Source organism: Actinospica sp., from assembly GCF_035552695.1.
GTDB lineage: Bacteria > Actinomycetota > Actinomycetes > Streptomycetales > Catenulisporaceae > Actinospica.
Genome location: NZ_DASZKT010000269.1, coordinates 1 through 17,966, shown reverse-complemented (window position 1 = coordinate 17,966; position 17,966 = coordinate 1). Strand labels below are relative to the sequence as shown.

At 72.6% G+C, this 17,966-nt stretch carries 17 protein-coding genes and 1 pseudogene; 4 read left to right on the top strand and 14 right to left on the bottom strand.

Going from position 1 to position 17,966, the window contains the following annotated elements:
• Nucleotides 1–55: 55 nt before the first annotated feature.
• Complete coding sequence (locus tag VG296_RS30605; protein ID WP_325571983.1) at nt 56–1,372, bottom strand: helix-turn-helix transcriptional regulator; 1,317 nt, start codon at nt 1,370–1,372, stop codon at nt 56–58.
• Between the two features lie 121 nt (nt 1,373–1,493).
• Here VG296_RS30605 and fxsT point away from each other — a divergent pair, with 121 nt between their 5' ends.
• The gene (fxsT, locus tag VG296_RS30600; RefSeq protein ID WP_325571982.1) at nt 1,494–4,049 is read left to right on the top strand and encodes an FxSxx-COOH system tetratricopeptide repeat protein; all 2,556 of its coding nucleotides are present in this window, start codon (nt 1,494–1,496) and stop codon (nt 4,047–4,049) included.
• Nucleotides 4,050–4,361: 312 nt separating this feature from the next.
• Nucleotides 4,362–5,495, top strand: coding sequence for a hypothetical protein (locus tag VG296_RS30595; protein WP_325571981.1), 1,134 nt, complete (start codon nt 4,362–4,364; stop codon nt 5,493–5,495).
• A 63-nt stretch (nt 5,496–5,558) separates the two neighbouring features.
• Here VG296_RS30595 and VG296_RS30590 read toward each other — a convergent pair whose 3' ends face one another.
• The 7 genes from VG296_RS30590 to VG296_RS30560 are packed head-to-tail and all read right to left on the bottom strand — an operon-like array spanning nt 5,559 to nt 11,697.
• Nucleotides 5,559–6,434, bottom strand: a complete 876-nt coding sequence (locus VG296_RS30590) for a hypothetical protein (protein ID WP_325571980.1) — start codon at nt 6,432–6,434, stop codon at nt 5,559–5,561.
• Nucleotides 6,431–7,021 (bottom strand): hypothetical protein, encoded by a 591-nt coding sequence (locus tag VG296_RS30585; RefSeq protein WP_325571979.1) that lies wholly within the window; start codon nt 7,019–7,021, stop codon nt 6,431–6,433. The genes VG296_RS30590 and VG296_RS30585 overlap by 4 nt, the downstream gene beginning before the upstream one ends.
• Nucleotides 7,022–7,027: 6 nt before the next feature.
• Nucleotides 7,028–8,593, bottom strand: a complete 1,566-nt coding sequence (locus VG296_RS30580) for an AAA family ATPase (RefSeq protein ID WP_325571978.1) — start codon at nt 8,591–8,593, stop codon at nt 7,028–7,030.
• A gap of 27 nt (nt 8,594–8,620) precedes the next feature.
• Nucleotides 8,621–9,211, bottom strand: coding sequence for a hypothetical protein (locus tag VG296_RS30575; protein WP_325571977.1), 591 nt, complete (start codon nt 9,209–9,211; stop codon nt 8,621–8,623).
• A gap of 2 nt (nt 9,212–9,213) precedes the next feature.
• A complete protein-coding gene (locus tag VG296_RS30570; RefSeq protein ID WP_325571976.1) occupies nt 9,214–9,423 on the bottom strand; it encodes a hypothetical protein in 210 nt (69 codons plus the stop codon).
• Nucleotides 9,420–11,198: a hypothetical protein gene (locus VG296_RS30565; RefSeq protein WP_325571975.1), complete on the bottom strand. Its 1,779-nt coding sequence runs from the start codon at nt 11,196–11,198 to the stop codon at nt 9,420–9,422. Before VG296_RS30565 ends, VG296_RS30570 begins: the two co-directional genes overlap by 4 nt.
• A gap of 40 nt (nt 11,199–11,238) precedes the next feature.
• Nucleotides 11,239–11,697, bottom strand: coding sequence for a hypothetical protein (locus VG296_RS30560; RefSeq protein ID WP_325571974.1), 459 nt, complete (start codon nt 11,695–11,697; stop codon nt 11,239–11,241).
• Between the two features lie 148 nt (nt 11,698–11,845).
• Between VG296_RS30560 and VG296_RS30555 the strand changes: the two genes are divergently transcribed.
• Complete coding sequence (locus VG296_RS30555; RefSeq protein WP_325571973.1) at nt 11,846–12,403, top strand: hypothetical protein; 558 nt, start codon at nt 11,846–11,848, stop codon at nt 12,401–12,403.
• A gap of 34 nt (nt 12,404–12,437) precedes the next feature.
• Nucleotides 12,438–12,857, top strand: a complete 420-nt coding sequence (locus VG296_RS30550; RefSeq protein WP_325571972.1) for a hypothetical protein — start codon at nt 12,438–12,440, stop codon at nt 12,855–12,857.
• Between the two features lie 174 nt (nt 12,858–13,031).
• Here the strand turns inward: VG296_RS30550 and VG296_RS33095 are convergent.
• The 6 genes and pseudogenes from VG296_RS33095 to VG296_RS30520 form a co-directional block, all read right to left on the bottom strand.
• Nucleotides 13,032–13,169 (bottom strand): annotated as a pseudogene (locus tag VG296_RS33095) (carboxylesterase family protein); the annotation flags it as partial.
• Between the two features lie 51 nt (nt 13,170–13,220).
• Nucleotides 13,221–13,424, bottom strand: coding sequence for a cold-shock protein (locus tag VG296_RS30540; protein WP_325571970.1), 204 nt, complete (start codon nt 13,422–13,424; stop codon nt 13,221–13,223).
• A gap of 412 nt (nt 13,425–13,836) precedes the next feature.
• On the bottom strand, nt 13,837–15,126 hold the full coding sequence (locus tag VG296_RS30535) for a HAMP domain-containing sensor histidine kinase (protein WP_325571969.1): 1,290 nt from the start codon (nt 15,124–15,126) through the stop codon (nt 13,837–13,839).
• Entirely contained in the window at nt 15,123–15,770 is a 648-nt protein-coding gene (locus VG296_RS30530; RefSeq protein WP_349259762.1) for a response regulator transcription factor, read from the bottom strand. Before VG296_RS30530 ends, VG296_RS30535 begins: the two co-directional genes overlap by 4 nt.
• Before the next feature lie 51 nt (nt 15,771–15,821).
• On the bottom strand, nt 15,822–17,117 hold the full coding sequence (locus VG296_RS30525; RefSeq protein WP_325571967.1) for a cation:proton antiporter: 1,296 nt from the start codon (nt 17,115–17,117) through the stop codon (nt 15,822–15,824).
• Between the two features lie 73 nt (nt 17,118–17,190).
• Nucleotides 17,191–17,966, bottom strand: a 776-nt coding sequence (locus tag VG296_RS30520) for a cytochrome P450 (protein ID WP_325571966.1), incomplete at its 5' end; no start/stop codon positions are given.

The following is a 17,966-nucleotide window of genomic DNA, read 5'->3' as shown; positions in this document are numbered from 1 at the left end:
GTGTTGCCCTATTGCCTCCTTCGTGGACAACGGGAAACGCCCCGCGACCTGCGTCTCAGCGCGCGGGGTTGAGCAGGTCCGACAACGGTCCGCGCACCGCGGCGACATCGGGCACTGACATCATCCGATTGAGCTCGCGGGCCAGCGCGCGCAGATCCACCCGCACCGTGGCCGAGTCGACCTGGGCGCAGGCCTCGATCACCCGGCCGGTCACCGAGGCCGACTCCTCCGCCTCTCCGTCGGCGGCCAGCGCCAGCGCGAGCCGTGCGCCGTAGCGGGCCCGCGCCCGGAGCGCCGTCGCCGGCAGGGCCGCGTACTGCGCGCGCAGCGACTCGGCCGCCCGCCTGGTGTCTCCGAGGTCGTACAGGCACCAGCCGCGGGCGAACTCGATCTGATCGGCCGAGTTGGTCGGCCCGAGCGGGCCGGCGCCCGCCGTCGTCGGCGCCGCGTCCAGCAGATCGGCCGCGCGGTCCAGGGCGCGCAGCGCGCCGTCCCGGTCCGCCAGCACGGCCAGCCCCTGCGCCTCCCGCTGGGCCGCCAGGCCTCTGATCCGCGGGTCGCGGGTGGCGTGCTGCGCCCGCAGCGCCAACTCCACCGTCTGCCGGCCGTCGTGCCGGTAGAGCGCGATCAATCCGCGGCGCACCAGCGCGTACGCGGCCATGTCGTGCTGCCCGGCCGTCGCCGCGTACTCCACGGCCCGGTCCGTCCACCACATCGCGCCGGTCTCGTCGCCCGCCTCCTGCGCTATCCAGCCGGTGTACTCGGCGAAGCGCGAGGCCAGCACCAGCATCGCGTCCCGCTCCGCACCGGAGGACTGCCCGGCCACCCGGCGCAGCGCCTTGGTCGGGCCGAAGAGCATCGGCAGCAGATCCGCCGGGGCGAGCACCTGCCCGAGCGCCCGCGACTGCGCCAGCATCGCCTGGAAGCCGTCGAGCACCCGCGCGCCGTCGCGCTCGGCCGCCGCCGCGGCCGAGGCCGCCGGCCGTTCGAATCCGTGCCCGGCCGGGAGCAGCAGCCCGAGGCCGATGCCCGCCGCTCCCGCGGAGAGCACCTGCCGCCTCGATGCCGCCCGGAACCACACGTCGCCACCGTCGAAAACCACAGTCCACACCTCATCCGGATCGCTGACCGATTCTTCGTCGGGGGGCGGCGACGCGGGCGGCGCGGCGAGCGCGGCGAGCTCGCCCGCCGCGCCGAGGGCATGGTCGCAGCGCCGGGCGAGGCCCTCGCTCGGCGGCTTGATGCCGTGTTCCACCTTGCTCAGGTGGCTCTTGCTGTAGTGCACCAGTTGCGCGAGTCCGGCCAGGGAGAGCCCGGCCGTCTCACGCCGTCGTCGCAGCTCCCTGCCGAACACAGTGGCTCCACGCTCCATCGTCGTCCTCCCGTTTCCCGTCGGCTGTCCGTCAGGGTTGAGGTGGACGCGGTGGTGCCGGGCCTGGTGCGGGTGTACGAACCAGGATAAACCGTGCACCGCCCAGAGCGCGAGGACCGCGATGACCGATCCAGCCCAGACCGCGGCGGTCTTCATCAGCTTCCGCAACAAGGACGGCGAGCACGCGGCGGCGGTGCTGCGCAACGCGCTGGCCGCGCACTTCGGCGAGTCGGTGGTGTTCCGCTCCACCGACTCGATCGAACCGGGCACCGACTACCGGCACGCGATCCTGGGCAGCCTCGAGGGCTGCGCGGTGTGCATCGCGGTGATCGGGCCGCACTGGTCGGACATGCGCGGCGCGGACGGAGAGCGCCGGTTGTTCCGGCACGACGACTGGGTACGCACCGAGCTCTCGCTCGCGCTGAGCCTGGGCAAGCGGGTCGTGCCGGTGCTGCTCGACCAGGTTCCCCGGCTCGGCGAACGCGAGCTGCCGCCGGATCTCGAGGCCCTGGCCGGGCTGCAATCCCTGCGGATGACCCACTACGACCACGGCTCGGCCGTCCGTCGCCTCATCAGGATCCTGACTCCGCTGCCGGGCCACGCCGCCCGGCCGCCGGTCTGCCGGCTGCCGCCCGCCGAGGCCGACGTCGTCGAGCGGCCGGATCCGGCGACCAGGCTCGAGGCGGCGCTGGCCGCCGCCCGCGCCCGCGCCGCGGTCACCGGAGCGGCCGTACCCGTGCTGGTCCGCGGCGCGGTCGGCACCGGAAAGAGCGTGTTCGTGGCCGAATACGCCCGGCGCACGGCCGGCCGCGCCGCGGTCTGGTGGATCGACGCCCGGGAGCCGCGGGCGATCGGCGCGCAGCTCGCCGACCTCGCCGCGGCGGCCGGACTGCCCGAGTGGGACGCGGCGACCGGCTTGTCGGAGCTCTTCGACCGGCTCGGCCGCGACGGGCGCTGGCTGCTGGTGTTCGACGGCGTGGACGGCTCGGCGGGTGCCGGCGCGCTGCTCGACCTGCTGACGCGCTGCGGGCCCGGCGGCGACGTGCTGGTCACGACGCGGCTGCCGGACTGGGGCCTGGCCGCGGTGGAACCCTGCCCGGTGGACCTGTTCACCCGCGCCGAATCAGTGGCCTTGCTCACCGCGCACCTGCCGGGACGTAACCCCGCGGTCCTGGACCGGCTGGCCGCCGCGATGGACGATCTGCCCCTTGCCGTGGCGCACGCGGCGGCCCTGGTCAAGGCGGGCTGGTTCGTCGCCGAGGACCTGCCGGGACGGCTGGCCGCAGCTCCCGGCGCCGTGCTTGCCTCGCCGAGCTCGCAGCGGCATCGTGGCGTGGCCTCGGTCATCGGCGCCTGGACTCCGGTCGTGGACCGGATCGAGGCCGAGTACGCGGCCGGCCGGCGCGTCCTCGGCTTACTCGGTGTGCTCGCGTCGGCCGCCGTGCCGCTGCGCCTGTTCACCGAACGGCCCGAGGACGCGATCACCACGATGGAGGCGGCCGTCGCGATCGCGGACAGCGGCCTGGTCCCGGTGCGCGCGGGCGCCTTCCACGCGCATCCGCTGTTGCGGTCCTTCATCCGCGAGCGGATCGGGCCGGAGGCGATCGCGGGGTCGCGCGAAGCGGCGCGCGTCCTGCTGGCCGCGTTCGATCCCGGCGATCCGCGGGCTCTGCAGGCCGCCGGGGGGTACGAGGCGATCCTGCCGCACGCCTTCGCGCTCGATCTCGCCGCGAGCCCCGAGCCGGCCTGCCGCGAACTGCTGCTCCGCGTCGCCCACCACCTCACGGTGCGCGGCGACGCCGGCACCGCCCTGGACGTGGCCACATCGGCGTACGAACGCTGGCTCGCCGAGAGCGGCCCGCGCGATCCGCACGTGCTCGGCGCCGCGGCCGAGATCGCCAGGGCGCTGTTCCGCTCCGGGGACCCCGCGGGCGCCGCGCGGATCGACCGCCGGCTCGTCGACGCGTACGCCGAGGCCGGGGGGCCGGACGGCACGGCGACGCTGCGCGCCGAACTCGACCTGGCCACCGATCTGTGGGTCTGCGGCGAGCACGAGTCGGCGACCGCATCGTTCGAGCGGCTCGCCGCCCGGCTCGCCGCGCGCTTCGGCCCGGAGTCCTGGCAGACCCTGCGCGCGGTGCACAACGCGGCGCACGGAGAGCGTTCGCTCGGCCGGGCCGAGCGGGCCTTCCGGATGGACGAGCCGAATCTCCGCGTCCTGACCCGCGTGTTCGGCCGCGGCCACCCGGACACGCTGCGGTCCGCACACGCCGTCGGACTCGACCTGCGTGCCCTCGGCGACGTGCGCGGCGCGCTCGCCCTGCATCAGGACACGTACGAACGTCTCGTCGAGCTGCACGGCCCCGAGCACGCCGACCCGCTGGCCGCGCACTACGCGGTGGCCGTGGACCTGCGCCTGCTGCGCGACCCCCGGCTGACCGAAACCGCGCGCGAGGTGTACGAGCGCAGCCTCGCCGGGCTCGGCCCGGATCATCCGGACACGCTCACCCGGCGGCTGTTCTACGGAGAGGTGCTGCGTACGGCCGGTTTCGAGGAGCGGGGCGCCGCGGAGCGCGCCGCGGCCCGCAGGGGTCTTTCAGCCCGTTCCGGTCTCCGGCCCGGGCGCGTCGTCGGCGGGCTGCTCGGCGGCTGGCGCCGGTCGGATGAGGAGCCCTGAGTCACCCTCCGAGGGGCCGGTGCCTACCCAGTCCCGGCCGTCGAAGAACTCGAGCCCGCCGGTCTCCGGCGAGGTGCGCCAGTCGCCCGGCCGCGGCGGTTCGGCGGATGAGTGCTCTGCTTCGGCCACGACTCGATTATCGGCGCCGGCCGCGTTCTGTGCCAGGGTCCGCGACGGCTGTCCCGAACCCGCCGTGCTTGGCCGTTTCCTGGCCAGTTCTCGACCCTTTCCCGGTCCACTCTTGACCTGCGGTCCGTTGGGGACCGCCGCCCTGCGGCGTTGGTGGACTCCGCAAGGAAGGTTGACAAATCAGTGCTCGAAGAAAGTGCGCCCCGGCCTGCCCGGCCGGGTACGGCGCGGCCCGACCCGGTGGGCCCGGGTCGGCGTCGCCTCGGCGGCCGCGGTGTGTCCGCGGCCGCGTCCGAACATCCCCTATCCCATAACCCTGCTATCAGTGTCGCGCAGCTGTCCTCCCTCGCCGCGACCGGCGGACTCGCCGCCGTGGCGGCCGAGGGTCCGCAGTCGCACGCGCGGCTCGGCGCGGCGGTCTACGCGACAGCCTGGCCGATCGTGTTCAGCCGGGTCACCCGCACCGTGGAGCTGCGTCGCGGGCACCACGGCTGCATGCGCTCCGTCAGCGCCCTGACGCCGGAATGCCTCGATTGCTTCGAGGACGACGTGGCGGCCGTGGTGGACTACGTGCTGCGCTTCGCCGACACGCCGATCCTCGACCTGGAGGGCTGGATAGCCAGCCGGGTGCAGAAGGCCTGCGTGGACGGGCACCGCAGGCGCCGCGGGGCCCGCGGCGCGCTGCAACGGCCCAGGCTGCCGGAGTTCGTCGCGGCCGGCCTCGGCGGCGATCCGTGGCTGTGCTTCCTCGGCGTGGCCGTGCTCACCTGGGCCGGCCTGCCGATGACCGCGGGCTGCGGCCTGTGGCCGCTCGACGAGTGGGGCCGCGCCCGGCAGGCCCGGGTTCCCGGCGCCGACGCCGGGGACGCGGCCGCGGTGGAGCGGGACGTGGAGACGGTGCTCGCCGTCATGCGCTCCCGCCCGGCCTGGTACGAGCGCTACCTCGAGGTGCCGCTCGGCCGCAAGCAGGCGCCGGTCTACGCGGCCGGCGCCGACGACGTGCCGGCCGCCTTGCAGATCGTCGAGACGCACGAGTTCGACGACGCGATGCTGGTCCGGCTCGCCGGTCTCGCCCTGGACGGGTTCCGGCGGCGCATCGCCGCCGGGCAACTCCCGGGCGAGGCGGTGGCAGCGGCCGTCGGCGAGGCCTTCGGAGGGGCCTGCGCCTCCTGGGGCGCCGACCGTCCGCCGCATCAGGATCCGCTGCCCGCGGACCGGATCGCCGCGCTGCTGCGGGACCCGGAGGAGGTGGACCGGCTCGCGGGCGCGGTCCTCGACATCGTCGGCGCGCAGGAGGAGGTGATGGCGCCCGCGTGAGCTGACCGGAGGCGGGTGTGCGACGGCAGCGCGAGCCGTCGCGCACCCGCCCTCTCAGTCCCCTCAGTCCTCCAGGCGGGCCAGCCAGCCGCGCAGCCGGCGGTGCGCGACGCGGCGGTGCTTCGGCGCGCCCGGACCCGGCTCGGTGCCGAGCAGCGTGGACGCGTCATCGACCCCGTATACGGTCCGGTAGGCGAGGGCGGCGACGGCCACCTCGAACCAGCCGGGCGCGGCCGAAATCGCGGGCCTCGGCATACCCGGGACCGCCTCGGACGGCCCGGGACCGAGCTCGCCGGTGAACCAGGCCGGCAGCAGCGTGCCCCGGCCCAGCTCGGCGGCCAGCCGGTCGCGCAGCCGGACCGCGAGCGAGAGGCCCGCCTCGCCGCCCGCGTCGATCAGCTCGGCGAGTTCGGCCCGCAGCGCCGCGTCGGCGGCCAGCCGGGTGCGTGCCGTCCGGGCGGTCGACGCGTACCCCTCCGCCGCGTCGGACGCCTCGGCCAGCCGCCGCTCCACCGCCGCGAATCCGGCCAGCCGCTTGACGTGCAGCGGATCGGTCCGGGCGGTGGACCCCGCCGCGGCACCGATCTCCAGCACCGCGCGCTCGGCCTCGTCCCGCTGCCGCTCCAGCCGCGCGTACCACTCGACGGCGGCCTGGAACGCCGCGCGCTCCCGCTGCGCCAGCAGCCGTTCCTCGGCGTCGCAGCCGGCCAGCACCGCGGCCGCGAGCTCGTGCGTCTCCTCGTCGGTCGAGTCGAGGTCGGCCGCCGGCAGCGCGCCCGATTCGCTCAGCCGCTCCTCCAGCCAGGCCACCCGCGCGGTGAGCCGGCGCAGTGTCCTGAGCATGCTCGGCGGCGGCAGCGCGGGCGGCGCCTCGACAGGCTCAGGAGCCTGGTCCAGCCCGTCCAGCGGCAGCGTCGCGTCCATCGGCTCCACGCTCATCGCGCCTCCCCGCCGGCCGAGCTCGTGCCGAGCAGCCGGAAGGCGTAGAGGCCGACCCAGCACCCGCCGAACGCCGCGAGCACGGCCGCGGGCGGGAGCGCCTTGCAGACGCAGACCACCGCGACGATCCCGGCCACCGCGTAACAGCAGGCCCCGAGCCGCGGCCGGATCAGCGGATCAGCGGCCCGCCGCGCCGCCCCAGGCAGCGTGGCGAGACCCGCCGCGGCCAGCGCGATCGCCGGGAAGAGCCACCAGAACGGCAGCACGCCGAGGGCCGCCGCGACGCCCCCGGCCACGCCGAGGAGCCCGAGCAGGCCGCCGGACCAGCGCGCGATCAGCGTGCTGACGTGCCTGTGATAGCCCTCCTGGAGCCGGGGGATGGCCGCCTCGTACTCGACCAGCGCCCGGGTCGCCACCGCCACCGCGCCCACCGCCTCGCGGTAGCCGGCCGGGTCTCCGTCGCCGGAACCCGGGCCGGGGGCGGCGAGCACCGCGGCCCGTTCCCCGGCCTGCCGGATCCCGGCCTGCAACCTGCGCACCTCGGCCTCGATCCCGGCCGGGGTGTTCCACGCCGCCATCTGCGCCATCGCGGCTCAGCCCCCGGCGAGGATCAGCCGTCGGCCGGTGCCCGCCGCGGACACCGACTGCTGCTGGTGGTCGCTGCCCGCCGGGACCGCGCGCTCCCGGCCCCAGGCCCGGATCTCCTCGATCTGCTCCGGATTGGTGCGGCTGAGCGGCATCGTGTTGCTGAAGTTCGCCTTGATGAACTCCGCGTCCAGGGCGTGCTCAGAGCCGGGCAGCTCGAGCGCGACACCGACCTCGTGCAGCGCGGCCGCGATGTCCGCGCCGGCGAATCCGGCGGAGAGCTGGACCAGCTCCTTGACCAGCCCCTCCGGCGCGTCCTCACCGACATACATCCGGTAGTAGATGCCGAGGATCTCGGCGCGCTCGTCCTCGTCCGGCAGGTCCACGAAGAAGATCTCGTCGAAGCGGCCCTTGCGCAGCAGCTCCGGCGGCAGGGTGCTGATGTCGTTCGAGGTGGCCACGAGGAAGACCGGCGCCGTCGACTCCTGGAGCCAGAACAGGAACTGCCCGATCAGCCGCCGGGTCACCCCGGTGCTGTCGGACTGCCCGGCCAGGCCCTTCTCGATCTCGTCCAGCCAGAGCACGCACGGGGCGATCCGGTCCGCGGCCTCCAGCGCGTCGCGCAGCCGGCTCTCGGACTGCCCGACGTACTGGCCCATGATGTTCGCCAGGTCGAGCCGGTAGAGCGAGAGCCCCCACTGCGCGGCGATCGCCTTGGCGGACAGCGACTTCCCGCAGCCGGGCACGCCCACCAGCAGCACCCCGCGCGGCGGCCTGAGGTGCTTGTTCGTCGCCTCGGCGAACATCCACTGCCGTCGCCGGTCGAGCCAGGAGCGCAGGTTCTGCAGCCCGCCGATCGAACTGTCGGACTCCTTCACCTGCACCTTCTCCAGCCCGGCCAGGTCACTGAAGATCCGGTCCTTGAGCCGGGCGAGCTGCTTCACGTCGTCGGGCACGAGCGTTCGCTTGGCCGCCACCGTGGCCACCAGGTTGACCGCCTCCGCCTGGGTCGCCCCGACCAGGAAGCGCGCCGCGCGCCGTGCGTCGTCCTCGACCCAGGAGATGTCCACCGCCTCCGCGTTGTCCTCGAGGAATTCCGCGATCACGTGGTACATCTCCTCCTCGTTCGGCGGATCGAGCTTCGTGGTCATCCCGAGCCGCTGCAGGCCGCTCCACAGCGGGCCGTCGGTGATCACGATGACGCTGCCCATCGCGTTCTCGGCGAGCCGGCCGATCTCGGCGAAGTGCCGGGTGAACGGCGAGTCCACGCTCAGGTCGTCCGGGTCGACGAACACGAAGTTGCCCTGGTTGCGGTTGTTGAACTGATGCGAGGCGTAGTCCATCGCCTCGGTGATCGACTTGTCGTCGGTCAGCGGCGCGTTGGTGCGGATGTCGCGCAGGCCGGTGGCCCTGGTGTGGATCAGGAACGGCATGGAGCCGCGGTTCGCGTCCCCGGCGAGTTCCTTGACCAGGCGTATCGCCCGGCTCTGTTCGATGCTTCTCAGGACGATCAGCGGGATTCGCGCGTGCAGGTAGCTGCGGAGCTCGTCCAGGCATTCGGCGTAGGTGGCCATCGGCCCTCCCTCTCGCGGGTCGGCTTGTCAGGGGCGCGCGATCCGGCGCCGCGGAGTGTCGAAGGGATCTGTCGCGGCGGACGCGGGCGGCGGCACGGCGGCGGGATTCTCGACGACCGTGCCGCCGATCACCGCGGTGAGCGGGTTCTCGCGCAGGGTGCGCAGCCGGGCCTCGGCCCGTCGGTTCGCGTCTCCGGTGCCGCGCAGCCGGTCGACCCGCTTCTCCAACTGCTCCTGCATGCTCGTCACCGCGCCGTCGACGATGCCGGTGAGCCCGGTCCGCAGCTCCTCCGGCAGCCGCTCGTCCGCGGCTAGCGTCCGAATCGCGCGCAGTCCGGTACGGCTCTGCTGCAGGGCGCGTCCGTACTCGAACTCGTCCGCGGCGGCCGACGTGGACCGGCCGAGCGAGGCCTGCCAGAGCTCGAGCCGCCGCGAGAGCGCGCCGGTGAACCGGTCGGTCAGCCGGCGCCAGGTGTCCCCGGCGAAGGCCTCTTGATCCAGCGGTCCGAGGGCGGAGGGATCCACCTGCCCGCCCTCGGACCAGCGCTCCAGGTACGCGGCCCACTCCTGGTAGCCGCTCGTCGCCGGGACGCCGGATCCCTTGCGGCGTCCTGGCACGGTCAGCCGTCCTGTCCGGAGCGGCGCACCACGGTCTCGCCGGGCGGCAGCGGCTCCCAGTCCGGCAGCCCCTCGATCGTCTTGCGCAGCCGCTCGGTGCCGCGGGGCCGCTTGGCCGCGTCCGGCTTCCCCCAGCGCGTCCCGGCGGTGGCCTTGCCGCGCGCCCACGAGGGCGTGCCGTTGCCGCTTCCGTTCACGGTCGTCTCGCTCATGCCACTCCTCCCTCGACCACGACGGCGCGCGACTCGAAGGCGCCGCGCTCGCCGCCCAGTTCGGCGAACCGGGTGACCAGTTCCCGCACGCTCTGCTCCTGTCCGTCCTGCCGCGCGTACCGCGACTGGTAGTCCGTCAGCTCGGCCGCGGCTCCGCGCAGATCGGTCAGCGCCTGCTGCCTCGCCTGCTTGAGCAGGTCCGCGTACTTCTTCTGCAGCGCCTCCATGGCCTTGCGCGCCCGCACGGTCCGCAGCGCCCAGACCCCGAAGGTGACGCCGCCGACCAGGACTCCGAAGACCGGGTTGATGAAGACGCAGACCAGCAGGATCAGACCGCTGACGACGCCGGCGATGGTCATCTTCTTCTGGAAGGGATATTCGAGCGAGGCCAGGAACGGCCCGGTGGCCGTGTCCCAGTGGTCGCCGAGCGACTTCTCCAGCTCCGGCAGCGGCGTCGTGGTCAGGTTCCCCTGCCACGAGGGCACCTCGTACTTGGTGTCGCCGAGCGGGTGCCTGGCCGGGAAGGCGGTCTCGACCTCCAGCGGCTTCTTGACCCGGTAGCCGACGCAGAACTTCGCGTGCGCCTGCTTGATCGCGTCCGCGCAGGTGGCCAGCGCCATCTGCTGGGTCGCCTCGGACACGCCGAGGGAGTCGGGGTCGAGCGCGGCCGTCGTCTGCAGGGTCAGGTAGTCGAGCGTCGCGCCCCACGAACCCTCGGCCGCGTCCATCGCGGCGCGCGCGGCGTCCAGATCGCCCTCGTGCTTGAGGATCTCCCGCTGCAGCTGCAGTTCCTCCTGCACCGGTATCTCCGCCGGATGCCACTCGTCGACCAGCCGGTCGAGCAGGTCGTCCACCTGGTCCTCGATGCTCGCCGACGGCTGGTGCTCGGCCGCGGCCAGCGGGCCGTAGAAGTCGGTGAAGGGCCTGTGCGCCTCGGCCGAGCGCAGGGCGTCCTCCAGGTCCGGCCACTGCGGGCTCAGCTCGCGCAGCCGTGGGAACGCGTCCCCGGCCCCGGCCGGGCGGTACTGCTCGATCACGAAGCGCCAGCGGGACACCTGGGCCTCGCGCGCCGCGTCGTTCTGGTCGAAATGCTCGTGCCAGCCCTGTACCGTCTCGCCGATCAGGGCCCTGCCACCGGGCCCGAAGGCGCCCTGCGCGACCGACTCGAGCACCACCGCGAACTCCCGGCTGAGCGCGTTGGGGTCGAGGTAGGACACGTAGTGCCGCAGCCAGCGCACCGACGCGCGCTGACGGCTCTGCCGACGCAGCACGAGCGCGAAGAACAGCGCGGTACGTCCGGGCGCGTACTCGCAGGCGTTCGCGATCGCCGTGTCGCACAGATCGGCGTCGCCGCCGGACCACGCGGCCAGCGCACGGCCGGCCGGAGCCAGCCAGTACCGGGCGTTCTCCAGCATCAGCATCTCGGTCGCGTGGTCCACGGTCTCCTGCGCGACCAGGCCGCTGTCGAAGGCGCGCAGCAGGTTGGCCGCGGTCCGCCGGACCTTGGTGTACCAGCCGAACTCGATGTCCAGCTGGTTCTCCAGCGCGCCCTTGCGGGTCTCGGCGAGTTGTTTGTTCGCCGTGCGCTCGAAGTGCTGCCGGAACAGGCCGAACTCCCCGCTCAGGTCGGCGAGCTCGGACCTCGTCTGCTGCTGGACCGCGCCCACCGCGTCGACCTGACTGCCGACGTGGTCGAGATGCGTGTCCAGCGCCAGGGCGATGTTCTCGAGCCGGTCGATCTTCCTGTGCAGTACTACGTCCACTCCATCTGACACTTTCTTCCTCCCTCTCTCGGATTTCTCGCGAACTCGCCGCTCAGCCGACCACCGGGCTGCCGTCCGGCAGCACCGGGACGATCAGGCCGTCGGAGTAGACCTCGACGTACGCGTAGGCGCCGGAGCGCACCAGCGGCCGGGCCGCCGCGTACGGGTCGGGCACCGCGCTGCCCGGCGTGTAGTGCTCGACGATCAGCTCGATCAGGTTGAGCCGGTGGTCGACGTAGGGCGCGCCGAGGTAGCACGTCGCCAGCAGGCCGATCGGCACGCCGCCGCCGAAGTCCTTCGCGTACTGCGCGCTGATCTGCTCGGCCAGCGCCCGGCAGGCCTGCTCGTCGAGCCCCGCGTCCAGCCGCCTGACCGCGTCCAGCAACACGGCGCCGCGCGGCCTGCGCAGCTCGCGGATCGCCAGGCGCTGGGCGGCCGACGTGTTCGAGCTCTGCGCCGTTCGCTGCGTCGACGTGGCGGCGGAATGCCGTCCGCGCTCGCGGAATCTCATGGCTCTGTCTGCCTCTCGACGAACGTGCTCGCGGCGGCGCCCGGCGCCCTTCGCGGCTTACTGACGGACCGGCGGGCGTGCGGGATGCCGCCGGTCCGTCAGCCAAGGGGGCGAAGGACCCGACAAGCGCCCGAGGAGGCACCCCCGCATGATCCTGATCGTTCTGTTGATAGCTCTGGTCGGTTCGCTGGCCCTGTTGAAGTACCTCGGCACGCTGGCGATGCGCCCGACCGAGATCGAGGTCGGCGACCTGACGCTGGACCAGATCGTCGAGCTGGGCACCCGTTCCTCGCACAGCCGGGTGCGCCGGATCTTCGGCAGGCCGACCGCGAACCGCACCATCGACGGCGGGGCCGAATGGACCATCCGCACCGGCGCCGGGGTGATGGGCGTGCGGGTCAGCCCGACGCCGATCGGCTACCGGATCGTCGCGCAGGCGCTGACCATGCGGATCGCCCAGCACCAGGGCTGGATCAACCTGGACACCACCTGGGGCAGGTCCAAGCTGCTGACGAACTGGCTGTTCGCCGCGCTGGGCATCCCGCACAACCCGCGCAAGCTGCTGCGTCAGCGCAAGCGGGTGTTCCGGGCGATCACCAGGGCCGCGGCCAACGCCGCCGTGCCCGCCGCCGTCCAGGCACCGGCCCCCGGCCGCACGCTCGGGTCGCAGCAGGCGCAGACGCCGCAGGGCACGAGCGGCTCGTAGACACCAGGCGACAGAAGCCCGGAGCGTGCAGGAAATGCCGTCGTTCTTCTCGAAGCCCGTGCTCGACACCGAGTTCGAGGCGGCCGCGCACCACACGATGAGCCGTCAGCAGCGCGCCTGCGTGGCCAAGTCCCAGGACGTGATCCGATCGGCGCTGCTGCCCGGCGAACAGCCGAGGTTCGTCCTGGTCGAGGACTCCACCGGCTCCTGGGTCGTGGTCGTCACCGACTGGCGGCTGCTGGTCTTCTCGACCTCGTTCAGCGGTGTGTGCCGGGTGCTGGCCTTCGCCGGCTACCGCGGGCAGTTCGCCCTCGAAGTGGAGACCAACTGGTCGACCCGCGGCGCCGCCGTGGTGATCATCGCCGACGGCTTCCGAGTGCGGTTCAAGGTCAGCCATCCGGCCGCCGGCCGCGAACTGGTGCAGATCGCCGAACTGTCAGCCGAAGCTCGGTGACGGCGCGCCCCGCGCACCTTGTCGAGGTCGTCAGCCGTCGCTGCCTGCTGCCTGCTGCGACGACTGAGCGTGCCTCGGCGCGATTCCCTACACGTAGATCGACTGGAACTGGCGGTACGTGTCCAAGGCCTCGGGGCCGAGCTCGCGGCCGAGACCACTCGCCTTCATTCCGCCGAACAGCCCGGCCGCCGAACGCATGGCCATCAGCGCGGCCGCCGAGCCGGCGCCGGCCGATTCGCCGAACACCGTGACCTGGTCGGGGTCGCCGCCGAACGCGGCGATGTTATCGCGCACCCACTCCAGCGCGGCGACGCCGAAGGCGCGATGCCCCGGGTGGGTCACCCGGGGCATCCGCCAGAGCGGTTAGAGCGGCCGGATGTTCTCGGCCTGCGGGCCCTTCTGGCCCTGGGTGATGTCGAACTCGACCTTCTGGCCTTCGTTCAGCTCGCGATAGCCCTGGGCCGCGATGTTCGAGTAGTGGGCGAACACGTCCGCGCCGCCCCCGTCCTGCTCGATGAACCCGAAGCCCTTTTCGGAGTTGAACCACTTCACGGTGCCTGATGCCACTGGGTACTGCCCTTCAGTAAACGAGAATCTTCCCGGCCAGTGTGACACGGGCCACGGGCATCCGCGAGAAAATCTGCATGGAGTCGTGATCACAACTCCATGCAGTCCCCGTCCTCGACCCTCGCCCCTGCCAGCACATCTGCCTGGGGCCGCTGGTCGGTCCTCGCACGATTCCGGCTTCCGGCCGCATGACAACGATGTCATCCTCCTGCGGCATCATCTGCGCGGAGCGTCGCATTCTGTTCTCACGCTTGTTCAGCTCGTCAGGGACGCGCCACGGACGTGCTTACAGGCTTATAGGGACGGGTGCCACGTGCTGGTCGGCCGGGAGGCGGGGCCGGGTCGGCGGCCCGGCACTGCCCCGCGTCCGCACCCGAGGCGGCGGCTCACGCGGCCGGCCTGGGCCGGCGAATCAGCCCACTGGGCGTTCTTGACGACCCGCTTCGACGGCGGTTCCGTGTGGAGCGGGCTTCCCCGAGCGAATCGCGCCGTCCGGCGCGCGCGGGAGCCGCACGGTGATTGTGGCGCCCGAGCCGAGGCAGCCCACGGCGCGGATCGTCCCTCCGTGATCGGTGGCGATCTCCCGGGCCAGGGCCAGGCCGAGGCCGAAGCGGCGAGGACCGCTGTGGCCGCTCTGCGCGAAGCGTTCGAAGATGCGCTCGCTGTCCGCCGGGTCGAAGCCCGTGCCGTTGTCCGCGACCTCAAGTTCGATGCTCCCGCCGCGATCCGCCGGACGCAGCGTGACCTGGATCCTGCCGGTCGAGTCGGTGTGGCTGATGGCGTTGTCGAGCAGCGTCGCGATCATCCTGCGCAGCGGCGACGCCGCCCCGCACACCGTCGCGGGACTCGAGATCAGCGTGAGGGAGCGTGAGGCCAGCCGGGGACGCTCGGCATCGACCGCCGCGGCCGTCAGTTCCGTGAGGTCCACGAGCTCGCGGCGGCTCGGGTCGGAGCGCAGGCCCGCGGACAGGAGCAGGTCCTCGACCACGTCGTTCAGGTCGCGGGACGAGCGGACCAGCGCGGTGAGCTCGTCGGCGAGTTCCTCCGGCAACTGGCCCTGCCGCCAGCGCAGCAGCAGTTGCGCCCGCGTGTGCAGACGGGTCAGCGGGGTACGCAGCTCGTGGCTCGCGTCCGCGACGAAGCGGCGCTGCCGGGCCATCGCGTCGCCGAGCGGCATGATCGAACGCCGGCCGATTTCGGCCCCCACCAGCGTGGCGAGGACGATGCCGATGATCCCGACGAGGATCAGGGCGCGGAGGAGATGATCCAGGTCGGCCTGCTCGTAGGTGGTGTCGAACACGGCCTGCCGCACGATCGCCGCGTGCCGCACGGTCACCACGTCGTACACCGTGCCGTTGCGCGTCACGCTGGTCCGCACGGCGCCCCCGTTGGACGGTGCGGACGCGATGGCGGATTCGAGTGGGAATCCCGCGGGCACTTGCGCCGGCCGCAGCAGTTTTCCGTCGTCGAGCTCGAACAGCCACAGGCACGGTTCCGCCGCGTCCGGACTGGCGTAGGCGAGGACGAAGTCCAACCCCTTCTCGGCCTGCTGGTGCTGCTCGGCCATGACCATGCGGTACGTGCAGAAGCCGAGCACCGCCAAGGCCAGCGCGAAACCCGCCGCGATCCGGCAGGCCAGGATCGCGGCGGTCCGCCTGAGCAGCCGCCGCTCCGGTGTCGTCGGCCTTCGCCCGAAGATCACAGCAGTCCTATGCGATAGCCGAGGCCGTGCACGGTCAGCACTATCCGCCGGCCGAGTTTGCGGCGCAGGTAGTAGACGTACGTGTCGACTACGGACTCGGCCTCCGTGTCAGGGAACACCAGGGTCCGCAGCTGAGCACGCGTGTGGACCGACTTCGGGTGCGCGGCGAGCGTGTGCAGGAGGGCGAACTCGCGCGGCGAGAGCGGCACCCGGCTGCCGTCCGGCAGCGCCACGTCGCGCAAATCCCTGTCCAGGAAACCGTCGCCGAGCGGCAGCAGGTCGGCCTGGTCGTCGAAGCGGCGGTCCAGTGCCCGAATCCGGGCCAGCAGCTCGTCGACGTCGAAGGGCTTTGCCAGGTAGTCGTCCGCGCCGCCGTCCAGCCCGCGCACCCGCTCCGCATGGGCGCCGAGCGCGGTCAGGATCAGCACGCGCGTGGTCACGGCCCGCCGGCGCAACCGGGACAGCAGGTCGAGGCCGTCGATGCCGGGCAGCCTGCGGTCGATCACCATGACCCGGTACCCGCGGGTCAGGCCCAGGTGCAGGCCCTGCTGACCATCGTGCGCGACATCCACCTCGTAGCCCTCGCGCTCGATCAGTCCGGCCAGCAGAGCCGCCAGCTCCGTATCGTCCTCGACGATCAGCAGCCTCGGCTTGTCCTTGCCTGCCGCGTTGTGATCCCGGTGCACTCCGCCACATTAGGACACCGGGTTCTCGGCCGCCCCCGCCGGCAACACGGCGGGCACGGGTTCTCCCGGAGCGCTCGGCTCCGCGATCGGCAGCCGCCGGTCGAACAGCGTCAGCGCGGGCGTGGCCATGAGCGTCGTGACCAGCGCCACCAGGACCAGCGCCGTGAACAGTTCGCTGTTGACGATTCCCGCCTGCAGCCCCACATTCAGCGCGATCAGCTGCATCAGGCCGCGCGCGTTCATCAAGGCCCCGAGCCGCGCCGCCACGCTGTTGTGCTCCCCGCTCAGCCGCGCCGCGGCCCACACCGCCGCGAACTTGCCGAGCACCGCGGCCACGATGGCCAGCAGCGAGAAGACGAGCAGCGGCCGGTTCGTCAGCAGTGCGAAGCGGGTGTTCAGGCCGGAGTACACGAAGAACATCGGCAGGAAGATGATGCGGGTGTTGGTGCTCATCGTCGCGACGGTCCGTTCCGCGGCCGCGTCGCGCGGCATCGCCATACCGATGCAGAACGCGCCGAAGACCGAGTACAGCCCGATCTCGTCGGTGAACCAGGCGGACCCGAACAGCACGGCCGCGACGAGCAGGATGCGCGTGTCGTCGTCGAACGCGCCCGGACGCAGCGTGCGCTCGAGCAGCCGCCGCGCGACGAAGAACACGAACGCGGCGAACAGCACCGCGCCGCCGACCGCCACCAGGATCGGCTTCGGCTTGCCCGCCGCCGCCGCGAGCACTCCGGCCAGCAGGCACCAGGCGATCACGTCGTCGAGCGCGCCACTGGCCAACGCGATCGAGCCGTAGCGCGTGCCGGCCAGCCCGCGTTCGGTGATGATCCGCGCGAGCATCGGGAACGCGGTGATGGCCAGCGCGACGCCGACGAAGGCCTCGGTCGAGCCCATCGGGACTCCGGATACGAAGATGTCGACGCGACCGCGCGCGCCGACCGCCAGCAGCACGCCGAGGATCAGCGGCGTGACGATACCCGCGCTCGACACGACTGTCGCCGCCCGCATGATGCCGCGGTTCAGGTGCGAGCGGAATTCGTGCCCTGCCTGGAACATGAAGGCGACAAGACCGATCTGCCCGGCGACGTAGAGCACCGGCTTGAGCGCGGCGGGGAAGAGTTCGGTCTCCAGCCTCGGCGCGATTTCACCGAGCAGCGAGGGGCCGAGCAGGACACCCGCGATCATTTCGCCGACCACCGGCGGCTGTCCGACGCGTCCGATCGCCCACGCGACGAGCCGGCAGAACAGCAGAATCGCGACGAGGGCGATGAAGAAACGGGGGGCGAGGGCGGTGGCGCTCACGCTGGCGCCTCGCCGGTGCTCGGGTGGCTCGTTCGCGCACGCACGGTACTTGATGATTCGCTCGCGAGATCGCTCATCGCTGCTGTGCCTCCTGTGCGGCGAGACCGGCGAAATAGCTGCGGCACAAGTGCAGGCGGCGCGCGTCCCAGACCATGTAGGTGCCGAGCACGAGCTGGACGAGGCTGCGCCAGACGTCCTCCCACCGGTCGCGCACGCGGAGCAGGGCCAGCTGCATTCGCGGACGGAGCGGCCGGTACTGCTCGGCCCGAGCCGGCATGACCGGTGTGACCGGCGTGAGCAGGCACGGCCCGCGGTTCGGCAGCGAGCGAGTGTGCCCGACCGAGGAGGCGAGCGTGTACCGGCGCAGCACCTCGGCCGCCATGACGCGCATCGTCAGCGGGGCGATACCGCGCGCCGGGCACGGCCGGTTCGCGCTCACGCCGAACGGGATGTGGTTCATCCGCGCGGATTCCTCGTGCAGCCAGCGATCCGGGTCGAACTCGGCGGCATGCGGGCAGCCCGAGTGGTGGAAGTCCGGATAGTTGAACAGCAGCACGGACCCGGCCGGGATGGCGACCTCGCCGAGCGCGATGTCCGCGGACGTGATCCGGTGCGCCACACCGAACAGCGGATAGACGCGCAGGGTCTCATCGATCACCCGGTCGAGCAGATCGGTGTCCTGCGGATTCTCGCGGAGCCGCCGCTGCAGCTCCGGCCGTGCGGCGATGGCCAGCAGCAGGTGCGCCATCGCTTCCGACATCTGCACGACGGCGGTATTGAAGTACGTGCCCTGGAGATAGAACGCCTGCTCCTGCTCGGTCAGCGCTTCGGGAAGCCCGTTCGGCACGC

Excerpts from the sequence above, each read along its gene's own strand:
- VG296_RS30605 (WP_325571983.1), bottom strand. The coding sequence starts at position 1,372 with ATGGAGCGTGGAGCCACTGTGTTCGGCAGGGAGCTGCGACGACGGCGT.
- fxsT (WP_325571982.1), top strand. The coding sequence starts at position 1,494 with ATGACCGATCCAGCCCAGACCGCGGCGGTCTTCATCAGCTTCCGCAAC.
- VG296_RS30590 (WP_325571980.1), bottom strand. The coding sequence starts at position 6,434 with ATGAGCGTGGAGCCGATGGACGCGACGCTGCCGCTGGACGGGCTGGAC.
- VG296_RS30585 (WP_325571979.1), bottom strand. The coding sequence starts at position 7,021 with ATGGCGCAGATGGCGGCGTGGAACACCCCGGCCGGGATCGAGGCCGAG.
- VG296_RS30580 (WP_325571978.1), bottom strand. The coding sequence starts at position 8,593 with ATGGCCACCTACGCCGAATGCCTGGACGAGCTCCGCAGCTACCTGCAC.
- VG296_RS30570 (WP_325571976.1), bottom strand. The coding sequence starts at position 9,423 with ATGAGCGAGACGACCGTGAACGGAAGCGGCAACGGCACGCCCTCGTGG.
- VG296_RS30560 (WP_325571974.1), bottom strand. The coding sequence starts at position 11,697 with ATGAGATTCCGCGAGCGCGGACGGCATTCCGCCGCCACGTCGACGCAG.
- VG296_RS30555 (WP_325571973.1), top strand. The coding sequence starts at position 11,846 with ATGATCCTGATCGTTCTGTTGATAGCTCTGGTCGGTTCGCTGGCCCTG.
- VG296_RS30550 (WP_325571972.1), top strand. The coding sequence starts at position 12,438 with ATGCCGTCGTTCTTCTCGAAGCCCGTGCTCGACACCGAGTTCGAGGCG.